Source organism: Pseudomonas sp. S37 (genome assembly GCF_016658545.1).
Taxonomy (GTDB): domain Bacteria; phylum Pseudomonadota; class Gammaproteobacteria; order Pseudomonadales; family Pseudomonadaceae; genus Aquipseudomonas.
Window position 1 is genome coordinate 12,648 of record NZ_JACVZC010000050.1, and the last position, 14,781, is coordinate 27,428.

Here is a 14,781-nt window from a genome sequence, read left to right on the forward strand (position 1 = left end):
GTAAACCCGCTCCTACACAGGAATGCGCAGGCAGTGTAGGAGCGGGTTCACCCGCGAAGAGGCCCGTACAGGCAGCACAACGCCTACAGGCTTTCCTCCACCTCCGAAGGCAAATGCTCATCGAGGTGCAGCCAAGGTAACCGGCTACCCACCCAGATATGCCGGTTGGCCCGCACCCGCTCCGGGTGATCGAAGGTGGCGACCGTCACATCGATGGTTTCAGGGCTGTGCGTGGTGTCCAGCGCCACATGCGCCCCGCACTGCCCACAGAAGTAGCGGCTGCAACTGGCCGGCGCCACATAGCAGTCCGGCTCACCCGCCAGCCACTGAAAACCGGCGCGGGGCAGGGTAAGCCAGGTGACCACCAGCCCGCCGCTAACCCGCCGGCATATCGAACAATGGCAGTGGGCGATGTCAGTCAGGTCGCCCTCCAGCCGATAACGCAAGGCGCCACAATGGCAGCCACCCTCTGTCACATCCTGCATCACCTACCTCTCGTCGCCTTTGCTTCAGCGAAAGCTGGCTGAAAGCTTGCCCTCATAGGATAGCGCCCACTACCGGCACAAGACCGGTCAGCCAGGGCACCCGGTAAATACCGCGCCCGGCCCAATCAACAACAACAATGGTGATTCTGATGTATTCCTGTGCCCGCCTTTCTGCAGTCCCCCTCCGCATGCTCCCCGCGCAGCGCCCAACGCGCTGATCCGCCCGAATCGACATTCCTTTCGTAGCGCCACGCCTGGAGTATTGCCATGCTGACCTTCCTCGGCTTTGCCATGGTCATCACCTTCATGTACCTGATCATGACCAAGCGCCTGTCGGCCTTGATCGCGCTGATCCTGGTACCGATCCTGTTCGCCCTGTTCGGCGGCTTTTCCGCCAAGATCGGCCCGATGATGCTCGAGGGCATCAGCAAGCTCGCGCCTACCGGCGTAATGCTGATGTTCGCCATTCTCTACTTCGCCCTGATGATCGACTCCGGCCTTTTCGACCCGGCCGTGCGCAAGATCCTCAAACTGGTCAAGGGCGACCCGCTGAAAGTTTCGGTCGGTACCGCCGTGTTGGCCCTGGTGGTCTCGCTCGACGGTGACGGCGCCACCACCTACATGATCTGCTGCGCCGCCATGCTGCCCATGTACAGCCGCCTGGGCATGAGCCCGCGGATCATGGCCGGCCTGATCATCCTCGCCGGCGGGGTAATGAACATGACGCCGTGGGGTGGCCCGACCGCCCGTGCCGCCAGCGCCCTGCATGTAGACCCCTCGGACATCTTCGTGCCGATGATTCCAGCCATGCTGTTCGGCGTACTGGCAATCCTGGCCATTGCCTACCTGTACGGCAAGCGCGAACGCGCCCGCCTGGGTGAACTGCACCTGCCGACCGACGACATCGACCACAGCGAAATCACAGTTTCGCAGTTCCCTGAAGCGCGCCGGCCCAAGCTGCTGTACTTCAACGGCGCGCTGACCGCAGCACTGATGGTCGCCCTGATCGCCGGTGTACTGCCGTTGCCGGTGCTGTTCATGATCGCCTTCAGCATCGCCATGATCGTCAACTACCCGTGCCTGCAGCAGCAGAAGGACCGCATTGCCGCCCACGCTGGCAGTGTGCTGGCCGTGACCGGGCTGATCTTCGCCGCCGGTATCTTCACCGGCATCCTGTCGGGTACCGGTATGGTTGATGCCATGTCCAAGAGCTTGCTGGCGGTCATCCCCGAAGCGCTGGGCCCATACCTGGCGGTGATCACTGCCATCGTGAGCATGCCGTTTACTTTCTTCATGTCCAACGACGCGTTCTACTACGGCGTGTTGCCAGTACTGGCCGAGGCCGCCAGCCACTACGGCATCACCCCGGTTGAGATGGCCCGTGCATCGATCGTCGGCCAGCCGGTACACCTGCTCAGCCCGCTGGTGCCTTCCACTTACCTGCTGGTGGCTCTGGCCGGTATCGAATTCGGCGATCATCAGCGCTTCACCCTCAAGTGGGCAGTGCTGGTGTGCCTGTGCATAATGTTCGCCGCGCTGCTGATGGGCATTTTCCCGCTGTTCAGTAGTCTTTAATAAATACGAATTACCCTACCGCGATGCGCCTCTGTTCAGGGGCGCGTCGCCTTTACCGTTTGAAGGAAATAACATGGAATGGCTGACCAGCCCGGAAATCTGGGTTGCCTTTTTTACCCTTACCGCGCTTGAGATCGTCCTCGGGATCGACAACATCATCATGATCTCGATCCTGGTCAGCCGCATGCCCAAGCACATGCAGCCACGCACCCGGATCTTCGGCCTGGCCCTGGCCATGGTCACCCGCATCATGCTGCTGCTGTCCATTACCTGGGTCATGCGCCTTACCGCTGACCTGTTCGTAGTGTTCGGCCAAGGTATTTCCGGGCGTGACCTGATCCTGTTCTTCGGTGGCCTGTTCCTGCTGTGGAAAAGCTCGCAAGAGATCTACCACGGCCTGGAAGGCGAGGACGAGAACGCCGACGAGCCGAAAGGCGCAGGCGGCAAGTTCTTCTACACCATCATCCAGATTGCCATCATCGACATCGTGTTCTCGCTGGACTCGGTGATCACCGCCGTAGGCATGGTTTCCCACGTACCGGTGATGATCGCCGCTATCGTCGTCGCCGTGCTGGTGATGATGCTGTGCGCCGGCGCGATCAGTAACTTCATCGACAAGCACCCGTCGCTGAAGATGCTCGCGCTGTCGTTCCTGATCGTGGTCGGGACCGTGCTGATCGCCGAAGCGTTCGATGTGCATGTGCCGAAGGGCTACGTGTACTTCGCCATGGCCTTCTCGCTGGCGGTGGAGGCCATCAACATTCGCATGCGCACTGCCTTGGCCCGCAAGGAAGGCAAAGAGCATGACCCGGTGAAACTGCGCAAGGACATTCCGGGTCAGTAAGATCAGGAAGTGCAGGACAGCAAGGGCCCTTCGGGGCCCTTTTTCATGCCCGCATGCCAACGCGCGTCCTCTGTGGGAGCGGGTTCACCCGCGAATAGGCCCGCACAGGCAACATTCATCTCCCATGTGTTTCAAATAAATGACCACCATGCGAAGCTGGCAACAGCAGCGCAAAACAACTAAAGCTTTGAGTGAGCACTGAAAATTATTCAAACGCTCACGTTTCTTCCTTTGGCCCGCTGGGCCTGTGCAACAGGGGGCCTTCGCCATGCTGACCCTGCTCAACCTGCTCTCGGCCGTGACGCTTCTGGTCTGGGGCACACATATCGTGCGTACCGGCATCCTTCGGGTATTCGGTTCCGACCTGCGGCGCATCATCAGCCAGAACATGAACAAGCGCCCGCTGGCGTTCATTGCCGGCATCCTTGTAACGGCCATGGTGCAAAGCAGCAACGCCACCGCCATGCTGGTCACCTCGTTCGTCGGCCAGGGCCTGATGGCCATGACCCCGGCCCTGGCGATCATGCTCGGTGCCGACGTGGGTACCGCGTTGATGGCCCGGGTACTGACCTTCGACCTGTCCTGGCTGTCGCCGCTGTTGATCTTCCTCGGCGTGATCTTCTTCCTCTCCCGCAAGCAAACCCGTGCCGGCCAGCTGGGCCGGGTAGGCATCGGGCTGGGCTTGATCATCCTGGCACTGGAGCTGATCGTGCAGGCTGCTGCGCCGATTACCCATGCGCAAGGGGTGAAAGTGCTGTTCGCCTCGCTGACCGGCGACATCATGCTCGATGCCCTGGTCGGGGCCATGTTCGCCATGATTTCCTATTCCAGCCTGGCCGCCGTGCTGCTCACCGCAACCCTGGCCGGGGCCGAAGTGATCAGCTTGCCGGTGGCCATCGGCCTGGTGGTCGGCGCCAACATCGGCAGCGGCCTGCTGGCCTTCATCAGCACCAGCATGCAGAACGCCGCCGGGCGCCGGGTGGCCTTGGGCAGCCTGCTTTACAAGCTGATCGGCCTGGTGCTGATCATTCCTGTGCTGCACCCGTTGGTAGCGTGGATGGACTCGCTGAGCTTCAGCCCGCAGGAACTGGTCATCGGCTTCCACTTGCTCTACAACACGCTGCGCTGCCTGATCATGCTGCCCACGGTCAAACCGATGGGCCGGCTGTGCAACGTCCTGCTGCCCGAGCGGGAAATCGGCAATGGCCAGGTGCGAGCGCGCCACCTCGATGCCTCGGCACTGGAAACCCCCAGCCTGGCCCTGGCCAACGCGGCCCGTGAAACCCTGCGCCTCGGAGACATCGTCGACAGCTTGCTCGAAGCCATGCTCGGTGCCCTGCGCGGCACCCAGACCGCCTTGCCGCAGCAGGTCCGCGCCTTGGGCGAGGACGCCGATGCCTTGTACAGTGCGATCAAGCTGTACCTGGCGCAGATGTCGCGCGAGGACCTCAGCGAGCAGGACAACCGCCGCTGGGCCGAAATCATCGAGCTGGCCATCAACCTCAAGCTCGCCTGCGACCTGGTCGAACGCATGCTGCGCAAGGTCCAGCAACAGAAAACCAGCCAGCGCCGGGAGTTTTCCCAGGTGGGCCTGGAGGAGCTGACCGGCCTGCAGGAGCAATTGCTGGCCAACCTGCGCCTGGGGCTGTCGGTGTTCCTCAGTGCCGACCCGGAAAGCGCCCGCTTGCTGTTGCGGGAAAAACGCCGGTTCCGCGCCCAGGAACGGCGCCTGGCCCACGCCCATGTCAGCCGCCTGCAACGCAAGGTCGTGCAAAGTATCGAGACCAGTTCGCTACACTTGGAACTGATTGCCGACATGAAGCGGTTGAACTCTTTGTTCTGTAGCAGTGCCTATGTGGTACTGGGCGGCTCGGACACCGGCGGGCTGATGCTCGACAGTGTGCCGGATGAAGCCCGCCAGCCGTGATTACGCCTAGCTGAGGATCCTTGCTCGCCCATGCGTTGCCTGATGTTCGTTTGCCTGCTGATCTGCAGCCTGCCCACCTTCGCCCTCGACCGCTCGCGGGTGGAAGGTTACCTGTTGCCCAATGGTCTGCAGGTAATCCTGAAAAACGGCTACGAGCGTGACCATGTAGCCATTCGCCTGGTGGTCGGGGTGGGTCTGGACGACTTCGATTGCGAGCAGAAAGAACTGCCGCACCTGCTCGAGCACTTGCTGTTCAGCGGTATCGACGAAACGGGCGAGGGCGGCCTGGAAGAACGCCTGCAAGCGCTTGGCGGCGAGTGGAACGCCTACACCAGCAGCGCGGATACCACCTTCGTCATCGAGGCCCCGGCGCGCAACCAGCGCAAGGTGCTCGACCTGCTGCTGGCGGTGGTGCGCGACACCCGCATCGACGCCAAGGCGCTGGCCACCGCCAAGCGCATCATCGAACGCGAGGATGGCGGCCATTATGGCCACCTGCAGCGCTGGCTCGACCGCCAGGACATCGGCCACCCGGCCAGCGACCAGCTCGCAACCGAACTGGGCCTGAAGTGCCCGGAACGTTCCAATATCGACGACATGACGCTGGAGCAGGTGCAGGCACTGCGTGACCACTGGTACGCGGCCAACAACATGAGCCTGATCATGGTCGGCGGCCTCGACCGCCTGCTGCCGGCCTATCTGGAACGCACCTTTGGCGAGTTGCCGGCCACTGAGCCGGGAGAGCGGCGCAACCTCGAGAGCATTACCCAGCAAGCCGAGCAACGCCGCGACCTGACCCGCGGCTGGCTGGGCGACGGCGTCAAACTGCACTGGCTGTTCATCGAGCCGGTGCTGGACAACGACCACCAGGCCACCCTGGACCTGCTGTCGCGCTACCTTGACTGGGCGCTGTACGACCAGCTACGCCTGCGCAACGGCTTGTCCTATGGCCCCTCGGTGCAACGCGAAAGCTTCGGTGACACCGGCCTGCTCAGCCTTAATGCCGACCTGGAGCGTGATGACATCGACAAGGCCGTATCGGTGATGCAGGCGTTGTTCGACCACCTGCGCAAGGAAGGCCTCGACCCGGACACGTTCGCCCGCATCAAGGACGCCAGCGTTGCCAAGGAAAGCTGGAGCACCCAGGGCAACAGTGCCTTGGCCGACTATTACTGGGGGGCGCTGAACGATTATACCGACGGGCGTTTTGCCAACCCGGTACGCAAGCTGCGCCAGGTGACGCTGGAGCAGGCCAACCAGGCGTTGAAGGAACTGCTGAAGGAAGACGGCTATGTACGGATCGAGAAGCCGCTGCTGGGTTATGACGAACTGTATGGGCTGCTGGCCTTGCTGGCGGGGCTGATGCTGGCGGCAGGGCTGCTGCGTTGGCGGCGGCATGGGCCGCAGCGGCCGAGTGGTGCTACACGGCAGCGGTGAATCGGCGGTATCCTTTTGCCAGTACCGGCCTCTTCGCGGGTGAACCCGCTCCCACAGGATCAGTGCAGTGCCTGAAGTCTGCGCTGTACCTGTGCTCTCACAGGATTAGTGCAATGGCTGAAGCCTGCACTGTACCTGTGGGAGCGGGTTCACCCGCGAAAGGGCCGGAACAGCCACCCCATCCCTCCCTGTTGTAGCCCCCAATGCCCCAAATCCCTCATATCGTCCTGCGCATCATCGAACTGCTCAAACGCTACCCCGGCATCATCGCGCTCGGCGGTTTCCTCTCCGGCATCGGCAGCTTCATCCTGGTCGACCGCCAGGCTGGCCTGGCCAGCTGGGTCGCCATCCTGATGCTGGTCAGCTGGGTCTGGCTGATGCTGGAAAACACCCTCACCGGCCTGTTCGCGCGCACCTTCAACCGCGAAATCCCGCAGCCGCTGTTGCGCTACGCCACACAGATGATCCACCAGGAAACACTGTTCTTCGTGTTGCCGTTCTTCTTCATCACCACCACCTGGAACAGCGGCCAACTGGTGTTCACCGGCCTGTTGGGCGCCGCCGGCCTGATCTCGATCACCGACCCGCTCTACTACAAATGGCTGGCCCCACGGCGCTGGCTGTTCCTGGCGCTGCACACGCTGACGCTGTTCGCCGCGCTGCTGACAGCGCTGCCGATCATCCTGCACCTGACCACCGCGCAAAGCTTCAAGCTGGCCCTGATCGCAGCCATGGCACTGTCGTTCCCCAGCCTGGCCAGCAGTTTCCCGATCAACACCTGGCGCCGCGGCGTGGCGCTGGTGCTGGTCACCCTGTCGGTCGGTGCCGGGGGCTGGTTGCTGCGCTCCTGGGTACCACCGGCAACCCTGTGGATGACCGAAGTGGCGGTGAGTACCGAGGTACTGAACCGCCAGCCGGGCGAGTCGCTGGACGAAATTGCCGCCAGCCGCATCCGCAGCAGCGGCCTGTATGCCTACACCGCCATCAACGCGCCACGCGGCCTGAACGAACGGATCTACCATGTGTGGCAAAAGGACGGCCAGGAAGTCGACCGCATTGCCCTGGACATTCACGGCGGGCGCAAGGAAGGCTACCGGGCCTGGACCCACAAGCAGAACTTCCCGCCCAACCCGGTGGGCAAGTGGCAGGTGCGGGTGTTGACCGAGGATGGCCAGGTGATTGGCGTGTTGCGCTTCAAGGTAATCGACGATAAGCCAGCCCAGTAATCAAAAGGGGCTGCTTCGCAACCCATCCGACCGGTCCGGCGCCCCGGCAAGGCCGCTCCTACAGGGGTACGCGATCGCCTGTAGGAGCGGCCTTGCGTCGCGATGGGCCGCAAAGCGCCCCCTAGGCCCTCACACACAGCACATAATCACCAAACAGCCCATGCCCGCTGCGCTATGATCAGCCCCTAAGCCTTAGCGCCGAGTCAATTGCATGGAGCCTATGACCACCCCCAGCGTCACCCTGGACACCAGCAGCCAACCGTCCTGCCTGCGCATAACCGGCGACTGGACCCTGGCGCACTACGCCAGCCTCAAGCGCGAGAGCGAAAAGCTGCGTGCGCAATACACTGCCGAAACTGTTGCCGACCTCAGTCAGTTGGGCCGCCTGGACACTGCCGGCGCCTCGCTGCTGGCCGAACTGCTTGGCGCCGAGCGCCTGTCGCGCTGCACCCATGACCTGCCCGAAGCCAGCCGTGCGTTGTTGAAGAACGTCTACCAGTCAGTCCAGGACTACTGCATCCCGGTCAAGGAACCCGAGCGCAACGTGCTGATGTTGCTGCTGGAGCGCATCGGCCGCGCTGTTGGCACCCTGTGGCAGGACAGCATGCAGTTGCTCGGCTTCGTCGGCGTCATCCTCGAAACCTTGCTACGGCGGGCGTTCCAGCCTCATCGCTGGCGCATCACCCCGGTCGTCGCACACATCGAGCAGACGGGCCTGGATGCCGCGCCAATTGTCGCCTTGCTCACCTTCCTGGTGGGCGCCGTGGTGGCCTTCCTCGGCGCCACGGTGCTGGCCGATTTCGGCGCGACCATCTTTACCGTCGACCTGGTGGCGTTTTCGTTCCTGCGCGAGTTTGCGGTACTGCTGACCGCCATCCTCATGGCCGGGCGCACCGCCAGTGCGTTCACAGCGCAAATCGGCTCGATGAAGGCCAACGAGGAAATCGACGCCATCCGCACCCTGGGCCTCAACCCCATGGAGTTGCTGGTCCTGCCACGGGTACTGGCGCTGCTCATTTCGCTGCCGTTGCTGACCTTTGTCGCAATGATTTGCGGCATTGTCGGCGGTGCGGTGGTGTGCGCCTTGTCGTTGGGCATCTCGCCGGCCATGTTCCTGTCGCTGCTGCAAAGCGACATCGGCGTGCAGCACTTCCTGGTCGGCCTGGCCAAGGCACCGTTTTTCGCCTTCCTGATTGCCGCTATCGGTTGCCTGGAAGGCTTCAAGGTCAGCGGCAGTGCCGAATCGGTAGGGGCACACACCACCTCGGCGGTGGTGCAGTCGATATTCGTGGTCATCGTGCTGGACGCGGTGGCCGCACTGTTCTTCATGGAGATGGGCTGGTGAGTAGTGAAGAACGCGTGATCGAAGCCCGCGGCATCTGCAACCGCTTCGGCCGCCAGGTGGTGCATCAAAACCTCGACCTGGACCTGTACCGCGGCGAGATCCTTGCCGTGGTTGGCGGTTCGGGCAGCGGCAAGTCGGTGCTGCTGCGCAGTATCATCGGCCTGCGCCGGCCCAACGAAGGGCAGATCCAGGTGTTCGGCCAGGACCTGGCCGGCTTGCGTGAAGAGCAACGCTCGCTGGTCGAGCGGCGCTTTGGCGTGCTGTTCCAGAAGGGCGCGCTGTTTTCTTCACTGACCGTGACCGAAAACGTGGCCTTGCCGCTGATCGAGCATGCCGGGCTGTCCCGCGCTGATGCCGAGCACCTGGCCGGGGTGAAACTGGCCCTCGCCGGGCTGCCGATTTCAGCCGCCGACAAATACCCGTCATCGCTGTCGGGTGGCATGATCAAGCGCGCAGCGCTGGCCCGCGCCCTGGCCCTGGACCCGGACATCCTGTTCCTCGACGAACCCACCGCAGGCCTGGACCCGATCGGCGCTGCCGCCTTCGACCAGTTGATCCTGACCCTGCGCGACGCCCTGGGCCTGTCCGTGTTCCTGATCACCCACGACCTCGACACCCTGTACACCATCACCGACCGCATTGCCGTGCTGTCGCAGAAAAAGGTCCTGGTGGCCGGCCCGCTGGCCGAGGTCGAGCAGACCCACGACGCCTGGATTCAAGAATACTTTCACGGCCCACGCGGGCGTGCTGCCGAGCAGGCCGCCAACCGTGCCGGGCAGGAGCGCTAAACCATGGAAACCCGAGCCCATCACGTCCTTATCGGCCTGGTCACCGTCCTGGTGGTCGCCGGCGCCATGCTGTTCGGCCTGTGGCTGACCAAGTCCAGCGTCGACGATGCCTTCAAGGATTACGAAGTCGTGTTCAATGAGGCGGTATCCGGCCTGTCGCGCGGCAGCCCGGTGCAGTACAACGGCATCAAAGTGGGCGACGTGTCCACCCTGCGCCTGGACCCGAAAGACCCGCGCCGGGTATTGGCGCGGGTGCGCCTGAGCGGCGATACCCCGGTGAAGGAAGACACCCAGGCCAAGCTGACCCTGGCCGGGGTGACCGGCAACTCCTTCATCCAGCTCAGCGGCGGTACCCCGCAAAGCCCCGAGCTGAAAGGCAAGGACGGCAAGCTGCCGGTCATCATCGCCTCGCCGTCGCCCATCTCGCGCCTGCTCAACGACAGCAGTGACCTGGTAACCAACATCAACCTGCTGCTGCACAACGCCAACCAGATGTTCTCCGAGGACAATATCGGCCACCTCAGCAACACCCTGGCCAACCTCGACAAGACCACCGGCGCCTTTGCCGGCCAGCACGGCAGCATTGCCCAGGCCATCGAACAATTGGTGCAGGTGGGCAAACAGGCCAGCGCCACCCTGGCCGAAACCCAGACCTTGATGCGCAATGCCAACGGCCTGCTCGGCACGCAGGGCAAGCAGGCCATTGGCAGCGCCGAACAGGCCATGCAGTCGCTGGCCGAAAGCACTGCCACCATCAACAGCCTGCTGAAAAACAACAGCGAAGCCATCGGCGACGGCGCCCAGGGCCTGAACCAGCTGACCCCGGCCATTCGCGAGCTGCGCGAAACCCTCAACGCCCTCAAAGGCATTTCCCGGCAACTGGAGGCCGACCCTAGCGGCTACCTGCTCGGCCGCGACAACAACAAGGAGTTCCAGCCATGAAACCGTCGCTGCGCCTGCTGGCCCTGGCGGCCGCGTTGAGCCTGGCCAGTGCCTGCTCGATACTGCCCAAGAGCGAACCCGTCGACCTGTATCGGCTGCCGGTCAACCAGGCCAGCCGTACGGCAGCGCCGCTGGACTGGTCGCTGCGCCTGAACAAGCCGCTGGCCAGTGAAGTGCTGGCAGGGCCGCGGATAGCCGTGATTCCCCAGGGCAATGTAATCAGCAGTTACAAGGGCGCACGCTGGAGCGATACCGTGCCGGTGCTGCTGCGCAACCGCCTGCTCGACGGTTTCCAGCGTGACGGCCAGGTGCAGCGCCTGAGCGCCGATGACAGCAACCTGCAGGCTGACTACGAGCTGGCTGGCGAGCTGCAGGCGTTCCAGACGGAGTACCGCGCAGACGGGGCAGTGGAGGTGCTGATCCGCTATGACGCGCGGCTGGTACAGGGTCGTACCCAGCGTATTCTGGCCAGCAAGCGCTTCGAGATCCGCCAGCCGCTGGCTGACAAGCAAGTGTCAGCGGTGGTGGCGGGGTTTGGCCAGGCGTGTGACCAGCTGAGCGGGCAGGTGGTGGGGTGGACGATTGCCCAGGCGGGGAAAACTATCGCTAACTGAGGCGCTTTTGTGGGGCCTTGTGTCGCGAAAGGGCCGCAAAGCGGCCCCGGCAATTTATGCATGAACGCTGAAACCTGGGGGCCGCTGCGCGCCCCAATAACGCAAGGCCGCTCCCACAGGTGGCAGCGTCAGGCGAAGAACCAGTAGCAGACGAAGATCGCCGCGACCACACCCGAGAGTTCGGCCAGCAGCGCACACCCCACCGCATGCCGCACACGCTGGATACCCACCGCACCAAAGTACACCGCCAGCACATAGAAGGTGGTCTCGGTACTGCCCTGGATGGTCGCCGCCACCAGCGCCGGGAAGCTGTCCACGCCTTGGGTCTGCATGGTCTCGATCAGCATCGCCCGTGCCGCACTGCCGGAAAACGGCTTGACCAACGCTGTCGGCAAGCCCTCGACAAAGCGCGTGTCCAGGCCCATCCAGTTCACCGCATGGCGGATACCGTCCAGTGCCAGCTCCAGCGCGCCCGAGGCGCGTAGCACTCCCACCGCCACCAGCATCGCCACCAGGTAGGGCAGCAGGTTCTTGGCCACGTCAAAGCCTTCCTTGGCGCCTTCGACAAAGGCTTCATACACCTTCACCCGCTTCAAGGCACCGATAACCAGGAACAGGATGATCACGCCAAACAACGTCAGGTTGCCCAGGATTGACGACAGGCTGGCCAGGGCCGCCGCCGACAAGGTGCCCAGGAAAGCCATGAAGCCCCCCAGCAGCAAGGCGCCTGGGATGAAGTAGGCAAGCACGACCGGATCCCACAGGCGCAGGCGCTGCATCACGGCCACCGACAACAGGCCGACCAGGGTCGACACGCTGGTCGCCAGCAGGATGGGCAGAAACACCATGGTCGGGTCGGGTGCGCCTTGCTGGGCCCGGTACATGAAGATGGTCACCGGCAACAGGGTCAACGACGAGGCATTGAGCACCAGGAACAGGATCTGCGCATTGCTCGCCGTGGTACTGCTGGGGTTCAGCTCCTGCAGTGCGCGCATGGCCTTAAGGCCAATCGGTGTGGCGGCGTTGTCCAGGCCCAGGCCGTTGGCGGCGAAGTTCATGGTGATCAGGCCCAGGGCCGGGTGGCCCGGCGGCACCTCCGGCATCAGGCGAGCGAACAGCGGGCCTAGCACCTTGGCCAGCCATTCGACGATGCCGGCCTTTTCCGCGATCTTGAGAAAGCCCAGCCACAGGGTCAGCGTGCCGAACAGCAGCACCATCACCTCGACCGACAGCTTGGCCATGGCGAAGATGCTTTCGACCATGGCCGCAAAGATGCCCGCGTTGCCGCCTACCAGCCATTGGGCCAGGGCGGACACTGCCGCCACCAGGAAAAAGCCGAGCCAAAGGCCGTTGAGCATCCGTGTGTTCCCCTTGAAAAATGCCCGAATGATAGCGTATAGGGCGGCCTGACTGCAGGCACTGAACAGCTCACTGTGGGAGCGGGTTTACCCGCGAATCTGACAACGCGGAGCATGGCACCGGCTTCGCCGGTGTTCGCGGGTGAACCCGCTCCTACAAAGGGCGCAACTCGGCCCCAAAACCTCACAGACAACAAAAAGCCCCGACAAGTCGGGGCTCTTTGGTCAATCAGGCATCAGGCTCAGCGCTTGGCAGCTTCGCCAACCACTGCGGCGCCCTGCTTGTCGGCCATCAGCGAGGCGTAGTACTTCTCGCCCTTGGCCGCATCGTACATGCCCTCCCAACGGGAGATGACCAGTGCCGCCAGGGCGTTACCAATCACGTTCAGTGCGGTACGGGCCATGTCCATGATGCGGTCGACACCGGCGATGAAGGCCAGGCCTTCCAGCGGAATACCGACACTGCCCAGGGTGGCCAGCAGCACCACGAACGATACGCCCGGCACGCCGGCAATACCTTTGGAGGTGACCATCAGGGTCAGCACCAGCAGCAACTGCTGGCTCCACGACAGGTCGATACCGTACAGCTGGGCGATGAAGATGGCCGCAATGCTCTGGTACAGGGTCGAGCCGTCGAGGTTGAACGAGTAGCCGGTCGGTACCACGAACGAGCAGATCGACTTCGGCGCACCGTACTTCTCCATCTTCTCGATCACGCGCGGCAGCACGGTTTCCGAGCTGGAGGTGGAGTAGGCCAGGATCAGCTCATCTTTCATGATGCGCATGATCTTGATCACCGAGAAGCCGAACAGGCGGGCAACCAGGCCCAGCACCATGAAGGCGAAGAAGGCGATGGCGAAGTACACCAGCAGCACCAGCTTGGCCAGCGGCAGCAGCGAGCTGAAGCCGAAGTTGGCCACGGTCACGGCGATCAGGGCGAACACGCCGATCGGGGCGTAGTTCATGATCATGTGGGTGACCTTGAACATGGTTTCCGATACGCCCTGGAAGGTGCGTACCAGCGGGTCGCGCAGGTCGGCCTGCAGGCTCGACAGGCCCAGGCCGAACAGTACCGAGAAGAAGATGATCGGCAGCATTTCGCCACGCATCAGCGCTGCGAAGATGTTCGACGGGATCAGGTTGAGCAGGGTTTCGATGAACGCGTGCTCATGCTGCACTTCGGCCGCAGTTGCCTGGTACTTGGAAATGTCCACGGTACCCAGGGTGCTCATGTCGATGCCGGCGCCCGGGTGGAACAGGTTGGCCAACACCAGGCCGACGACGATGGCGATGGTGGTCACCACTTCGAAGTAGATGATGGTCTTCAGACCGATGCTGCCCAGTTTCTTCGCATCGCCAACCCCGGCGATACCCACGATCAGCGACGAAATCACGATCGGGACAACGATCATCTTGATCAGGCGAATGAAGATGTCACCGGCGGGCTGGAGGACGTTGCTGATCCACCAGGCCTTTTCTGCGCTGAAGTGGTTCAGCAGCGCGCCGATTGCAACGCCCAGGACCAGACCGATCACGATCTGCCAGGCGAGGCTCAGTTTTGCCTTCTTCATGTCTTTACCCTTTGTTCTAGTGGTCATGGCAGCGGGTGGAAACAGGCGTGACAGAGCCTTTGGCAAGGTCACACGCACTAACGGTTTCCGTCCGGCGACGTCATGTAAGGACACCGCAGGCGAGCGACAGGGCGCTCTGGCCAGCGAAAAAGGCGGCAACTATTGCGATGGCAGGGGGGGAAATCTAATGCCGGAAACGCATACCCTATGCGTGATGTGCATAACGTTTTCGACCGAAAAGGTAGGTTTGTAAGTCATTGATTTATAACGTTCGGAATCCCGAACAAGACCAAACGGCCATATTTAGGCAGATCTGACGGTATGAAGAGGAAGCAGCGAATGGCTTGTTCGACAATCCGAATGGCAGAAATGCCACTTGTGAACGTGCCAGGTTGCTGGAAAAAAACTTGATGTACGGTCGAGACAAAATGTGTCCCGGAGGAAAAAACGCGCAAGAGAAGCGACGTTTCCTACATGGCTCCTCGGAAGTCAGGTCTGGCAAGGCATCCCTGTGACACCGCCGACCTGATACTTCCGATTCCGCCTTTCCTGACCCGGCCCAATGCTGGAGGCACTCCCTGTACCCCTAGGCCACTCCGATCCTGTAACAATCAGAACAGCCCGGCCCCTTGGTCATGAGCTGCCCCTCCTCGGGGCGGCGCATCATAG

General features: G+C 62.7%; 12 protein-coding genes. 9 read left to right on the forward strand and 3 right to left on the reverse strand.

Annotation, left to right across the window (positions count from 1 at the left end; genetic code table 11):
• Positions 1-83 precede the first annotated feature (83 nt).
• The gene (locus IAE39_RS16340) at positions 84-485 is read right to left on the reverse strand and encodes a GFA family protein (protein ID WP_201204221.1); all 402 of its coding nucleotides are present in this window, start codon (positions 483-485) and stop codon (positions 84-86) included.
• 267 nt (positions 486-752) lie between these two features.
• Between IAE39_RS16340 and IAE39_RS16345 the strand changes: the two genes are divergently transcribed.
• The 9 genes from IAE39_RS16345 to IAE39_RS16385 all read left to right on the forward strand — a co-directional run bounded on the left by IAE39_RS16345 (position 753) and on the right by IAE39_RS16385 (position 11,183).
• Entirely contained in the window at positions 753-2,060 is a 1,308-nt protein-coding gene (locus IAE39_RS16345; RefSeq protein ID WP_201204222.1) for a CitMHS family transporter, read from the forward strand.
• Positions 2,061-2,133: 73 nt separating this feature from the next.
• Positions 2,134-2,904, forward strand: a complete 771-nt coding sequence (locus tag IAE39_RS16350; RefSeq protein ID WP_201204224.1) for a TerC family protein — start codon at positions 2,134-2,136, stop codon at positions 2,902-2,904.
• A 268-nt stretch (positions 2,905-3,172) separates the two neighbouring features.
• Positions 3,173-4,831 carry a Na/Pi cotransporter family protein gene (locus IAE39_RS16355; RefSeq protein WP_201204226.1) on the forward strand — a complete coding sequence of 553 codons (1,659 nt, stop codon included), beginning with the start codon at positions 3,173-3,175 and terminating at the stop codon, positions 4,829-4,831.
• Positions 4,832-4,861: 30 nt separating this feature from the next.
• Entirely contained in the window at positions 4,862-6,268 is a 1,407-nt protein-coding gene (locus tag IAE39_RS16360) for a M16 family metallopeptidase (protein WP_201204228.1), read from the forward strand.
• Positions 6,269-6,471: 203 nt separating this feature from the next.
• Complete coding sequence (locus IAE39_RS16365) at positions 6,472-7,494, forward strand: DUF5924 family protein (protein WP_201204230.1); 1,023 nt, start codon at positions 6,472-6,474, stop codon at positions 7,492-7,494.
• Positions 7,495-7,705: 211 nt separating this feature from the next.
• A complete protein-coding gene (locus IAE39_RS16370; RefSeq protein WP_201204238.1) occupies positions 7,706-8,839 on the forward strand; it encodes an ABC transporter permease in 1,134 nt (377 codons plus the stop codon).
• On the forward strand, positions 8,836-9,627 hold the full coding sequence (locus IAE39_RS16375) for an ABC transporter ATP-binding protein (RefSeq protein WP_201204253.1): 792 nt from the start codon (positions 8,836-8,838) through the stop codon (positions 9,625-9,627). Before IAE39_RS16370 ends, IAE39_RS16375 begins: the two co-directional genes overlap by 4 nt.
• 3 nt (positions 9,628-9,630) lie before the next feature.
• Entirely contained in the window at positions 9,631-10,569 is a 939-nt protein-coding gene (locus IAE39_RS16380) for an MlaD family protein (protein WP_201204266.1), read from the forward strand.
• Positions 10,566-11,183: an ABC-type transport auxiliary lipoprotein family protein gene (locus IAE39_RS16385; protein ID WP_201204275.1), complete on the forward strand. Its 618-nt coding sequence runs from the start codon at positions 10,566-10,568 to the stop codon at positions 11,181-11,183. Before IAE39_RS16380 ends, IAE39_RS16385 begins: the two co-directional genes overlap by 4 nt.
• Positions 11,184-11,311: 128 nt before the next feature.
• Here IAE39_RS16385 and IAE39_RS16390 read toward each other — a convergent pair whose 3' ends face one another.
• Together IAE39_RS16390 and gltP are read right to left on the reverse strand one after the other, a co-directional pair.
• A complete protein-coding gene (locus IAE39_RS16390; protein ID WP_201204277.1) occupies positions 11,312-12,541 on the reverse strand; it encodes a nucleoside recognition domain-containing protein in 1,230 nt (409 codons plus the stop codon).
• 242 nt (positions 12,542-12,783) lie between these two features.
• On the reverse strand, positions 12,784-14,112 hold the full coding sequence (gene gltP / locus IAE39_RS16395; RefSeq protein WP_201204279.1) for a glutamate/aspartate:proton symporter GltP: 1,329 nt from the start codon (positions 14,110-14,112) through the stop codon (positions 12,784-12,786).
• Between the last annotated feature and the right edge of the window lie 669 nt (positions 14,113-14,781).

Coding starts and splice junctions, on each gene's coding strand:
- gltP (WP_201204279.1), bottom strand. CDS start 14,112: ATGAAGAAGGCAAAACTGAGCCTCGCCTGGCAGATCGTGATCGGTCTG.
- IAE39_RS16370 (WP_201204238.1), top strand. CDS start 7,706: ATGGAGCCTATGACCACCCCCAGCGTCACCCTGGACACCAGCAGCCAA.
- IAE39_RS16385 (WP_201204275.1), top strand. CDS start 10,566: ATGAAACCGTCGCTGCGCCTGCTGGCCCTGGCGGCCGCGTTGAGCCTG.
- IAE39_RS16355 (WP_201204226.1), top strand. CDS start 3,173: ATGCTGACCCTGCTCAACCTGCTCTCGGCCGTGACGCTTCTGGTCTGG.
- IAE39_RS16390 (WP_201204277.1), bottom strand. CDS start 12,541: ATGCTCAACGGCCTTTGGCTCGGCTTTTTCCTGGTGGCGGCAGTGTCC.
- IAE39_RS16345 (WP_201204222.1), top strand. CDS start 753: ATGCTGACCTTCCTCGGCTTTGCCATGGTCATCACCTTCATGTACCTG.
- IAE39_RS16380 (WP_201204266.1), top strand. CDS start 9,631: ATGGAAACCCGAGCCCATCACGTCCTTATCGGCCTGGTCACCGTCCTG.
- IAE39_RS16365 (WP_201204230.1), top strand. CDS start 6,472: ATGCCCCAAATCCCTCATATCGTCCTGCGCATCATCGAACTGCTCAAA.
- IAE39_RS16360 (WP_201204228.1), top strand. CDS start 4,862: ATGCGTTGCCTGATGTTCGTTTGCCTGCTGATCTGCAGCCTGCCCACC.
- IAE39_RS16340 (WP_201204221.1), bottom strand. CDS start 485: ATGCAGGATGTGACAGAGGGTGGCTGCCATTGTGGCGCCTTGCGTTAT.
- IAE39_RS16350 (WP_201204224.1), top strand. CDS start 2,134: ATGGAATGGCTGACCAGCCCGGAAATCTGGGTTGCCTTTTTTACCCTT.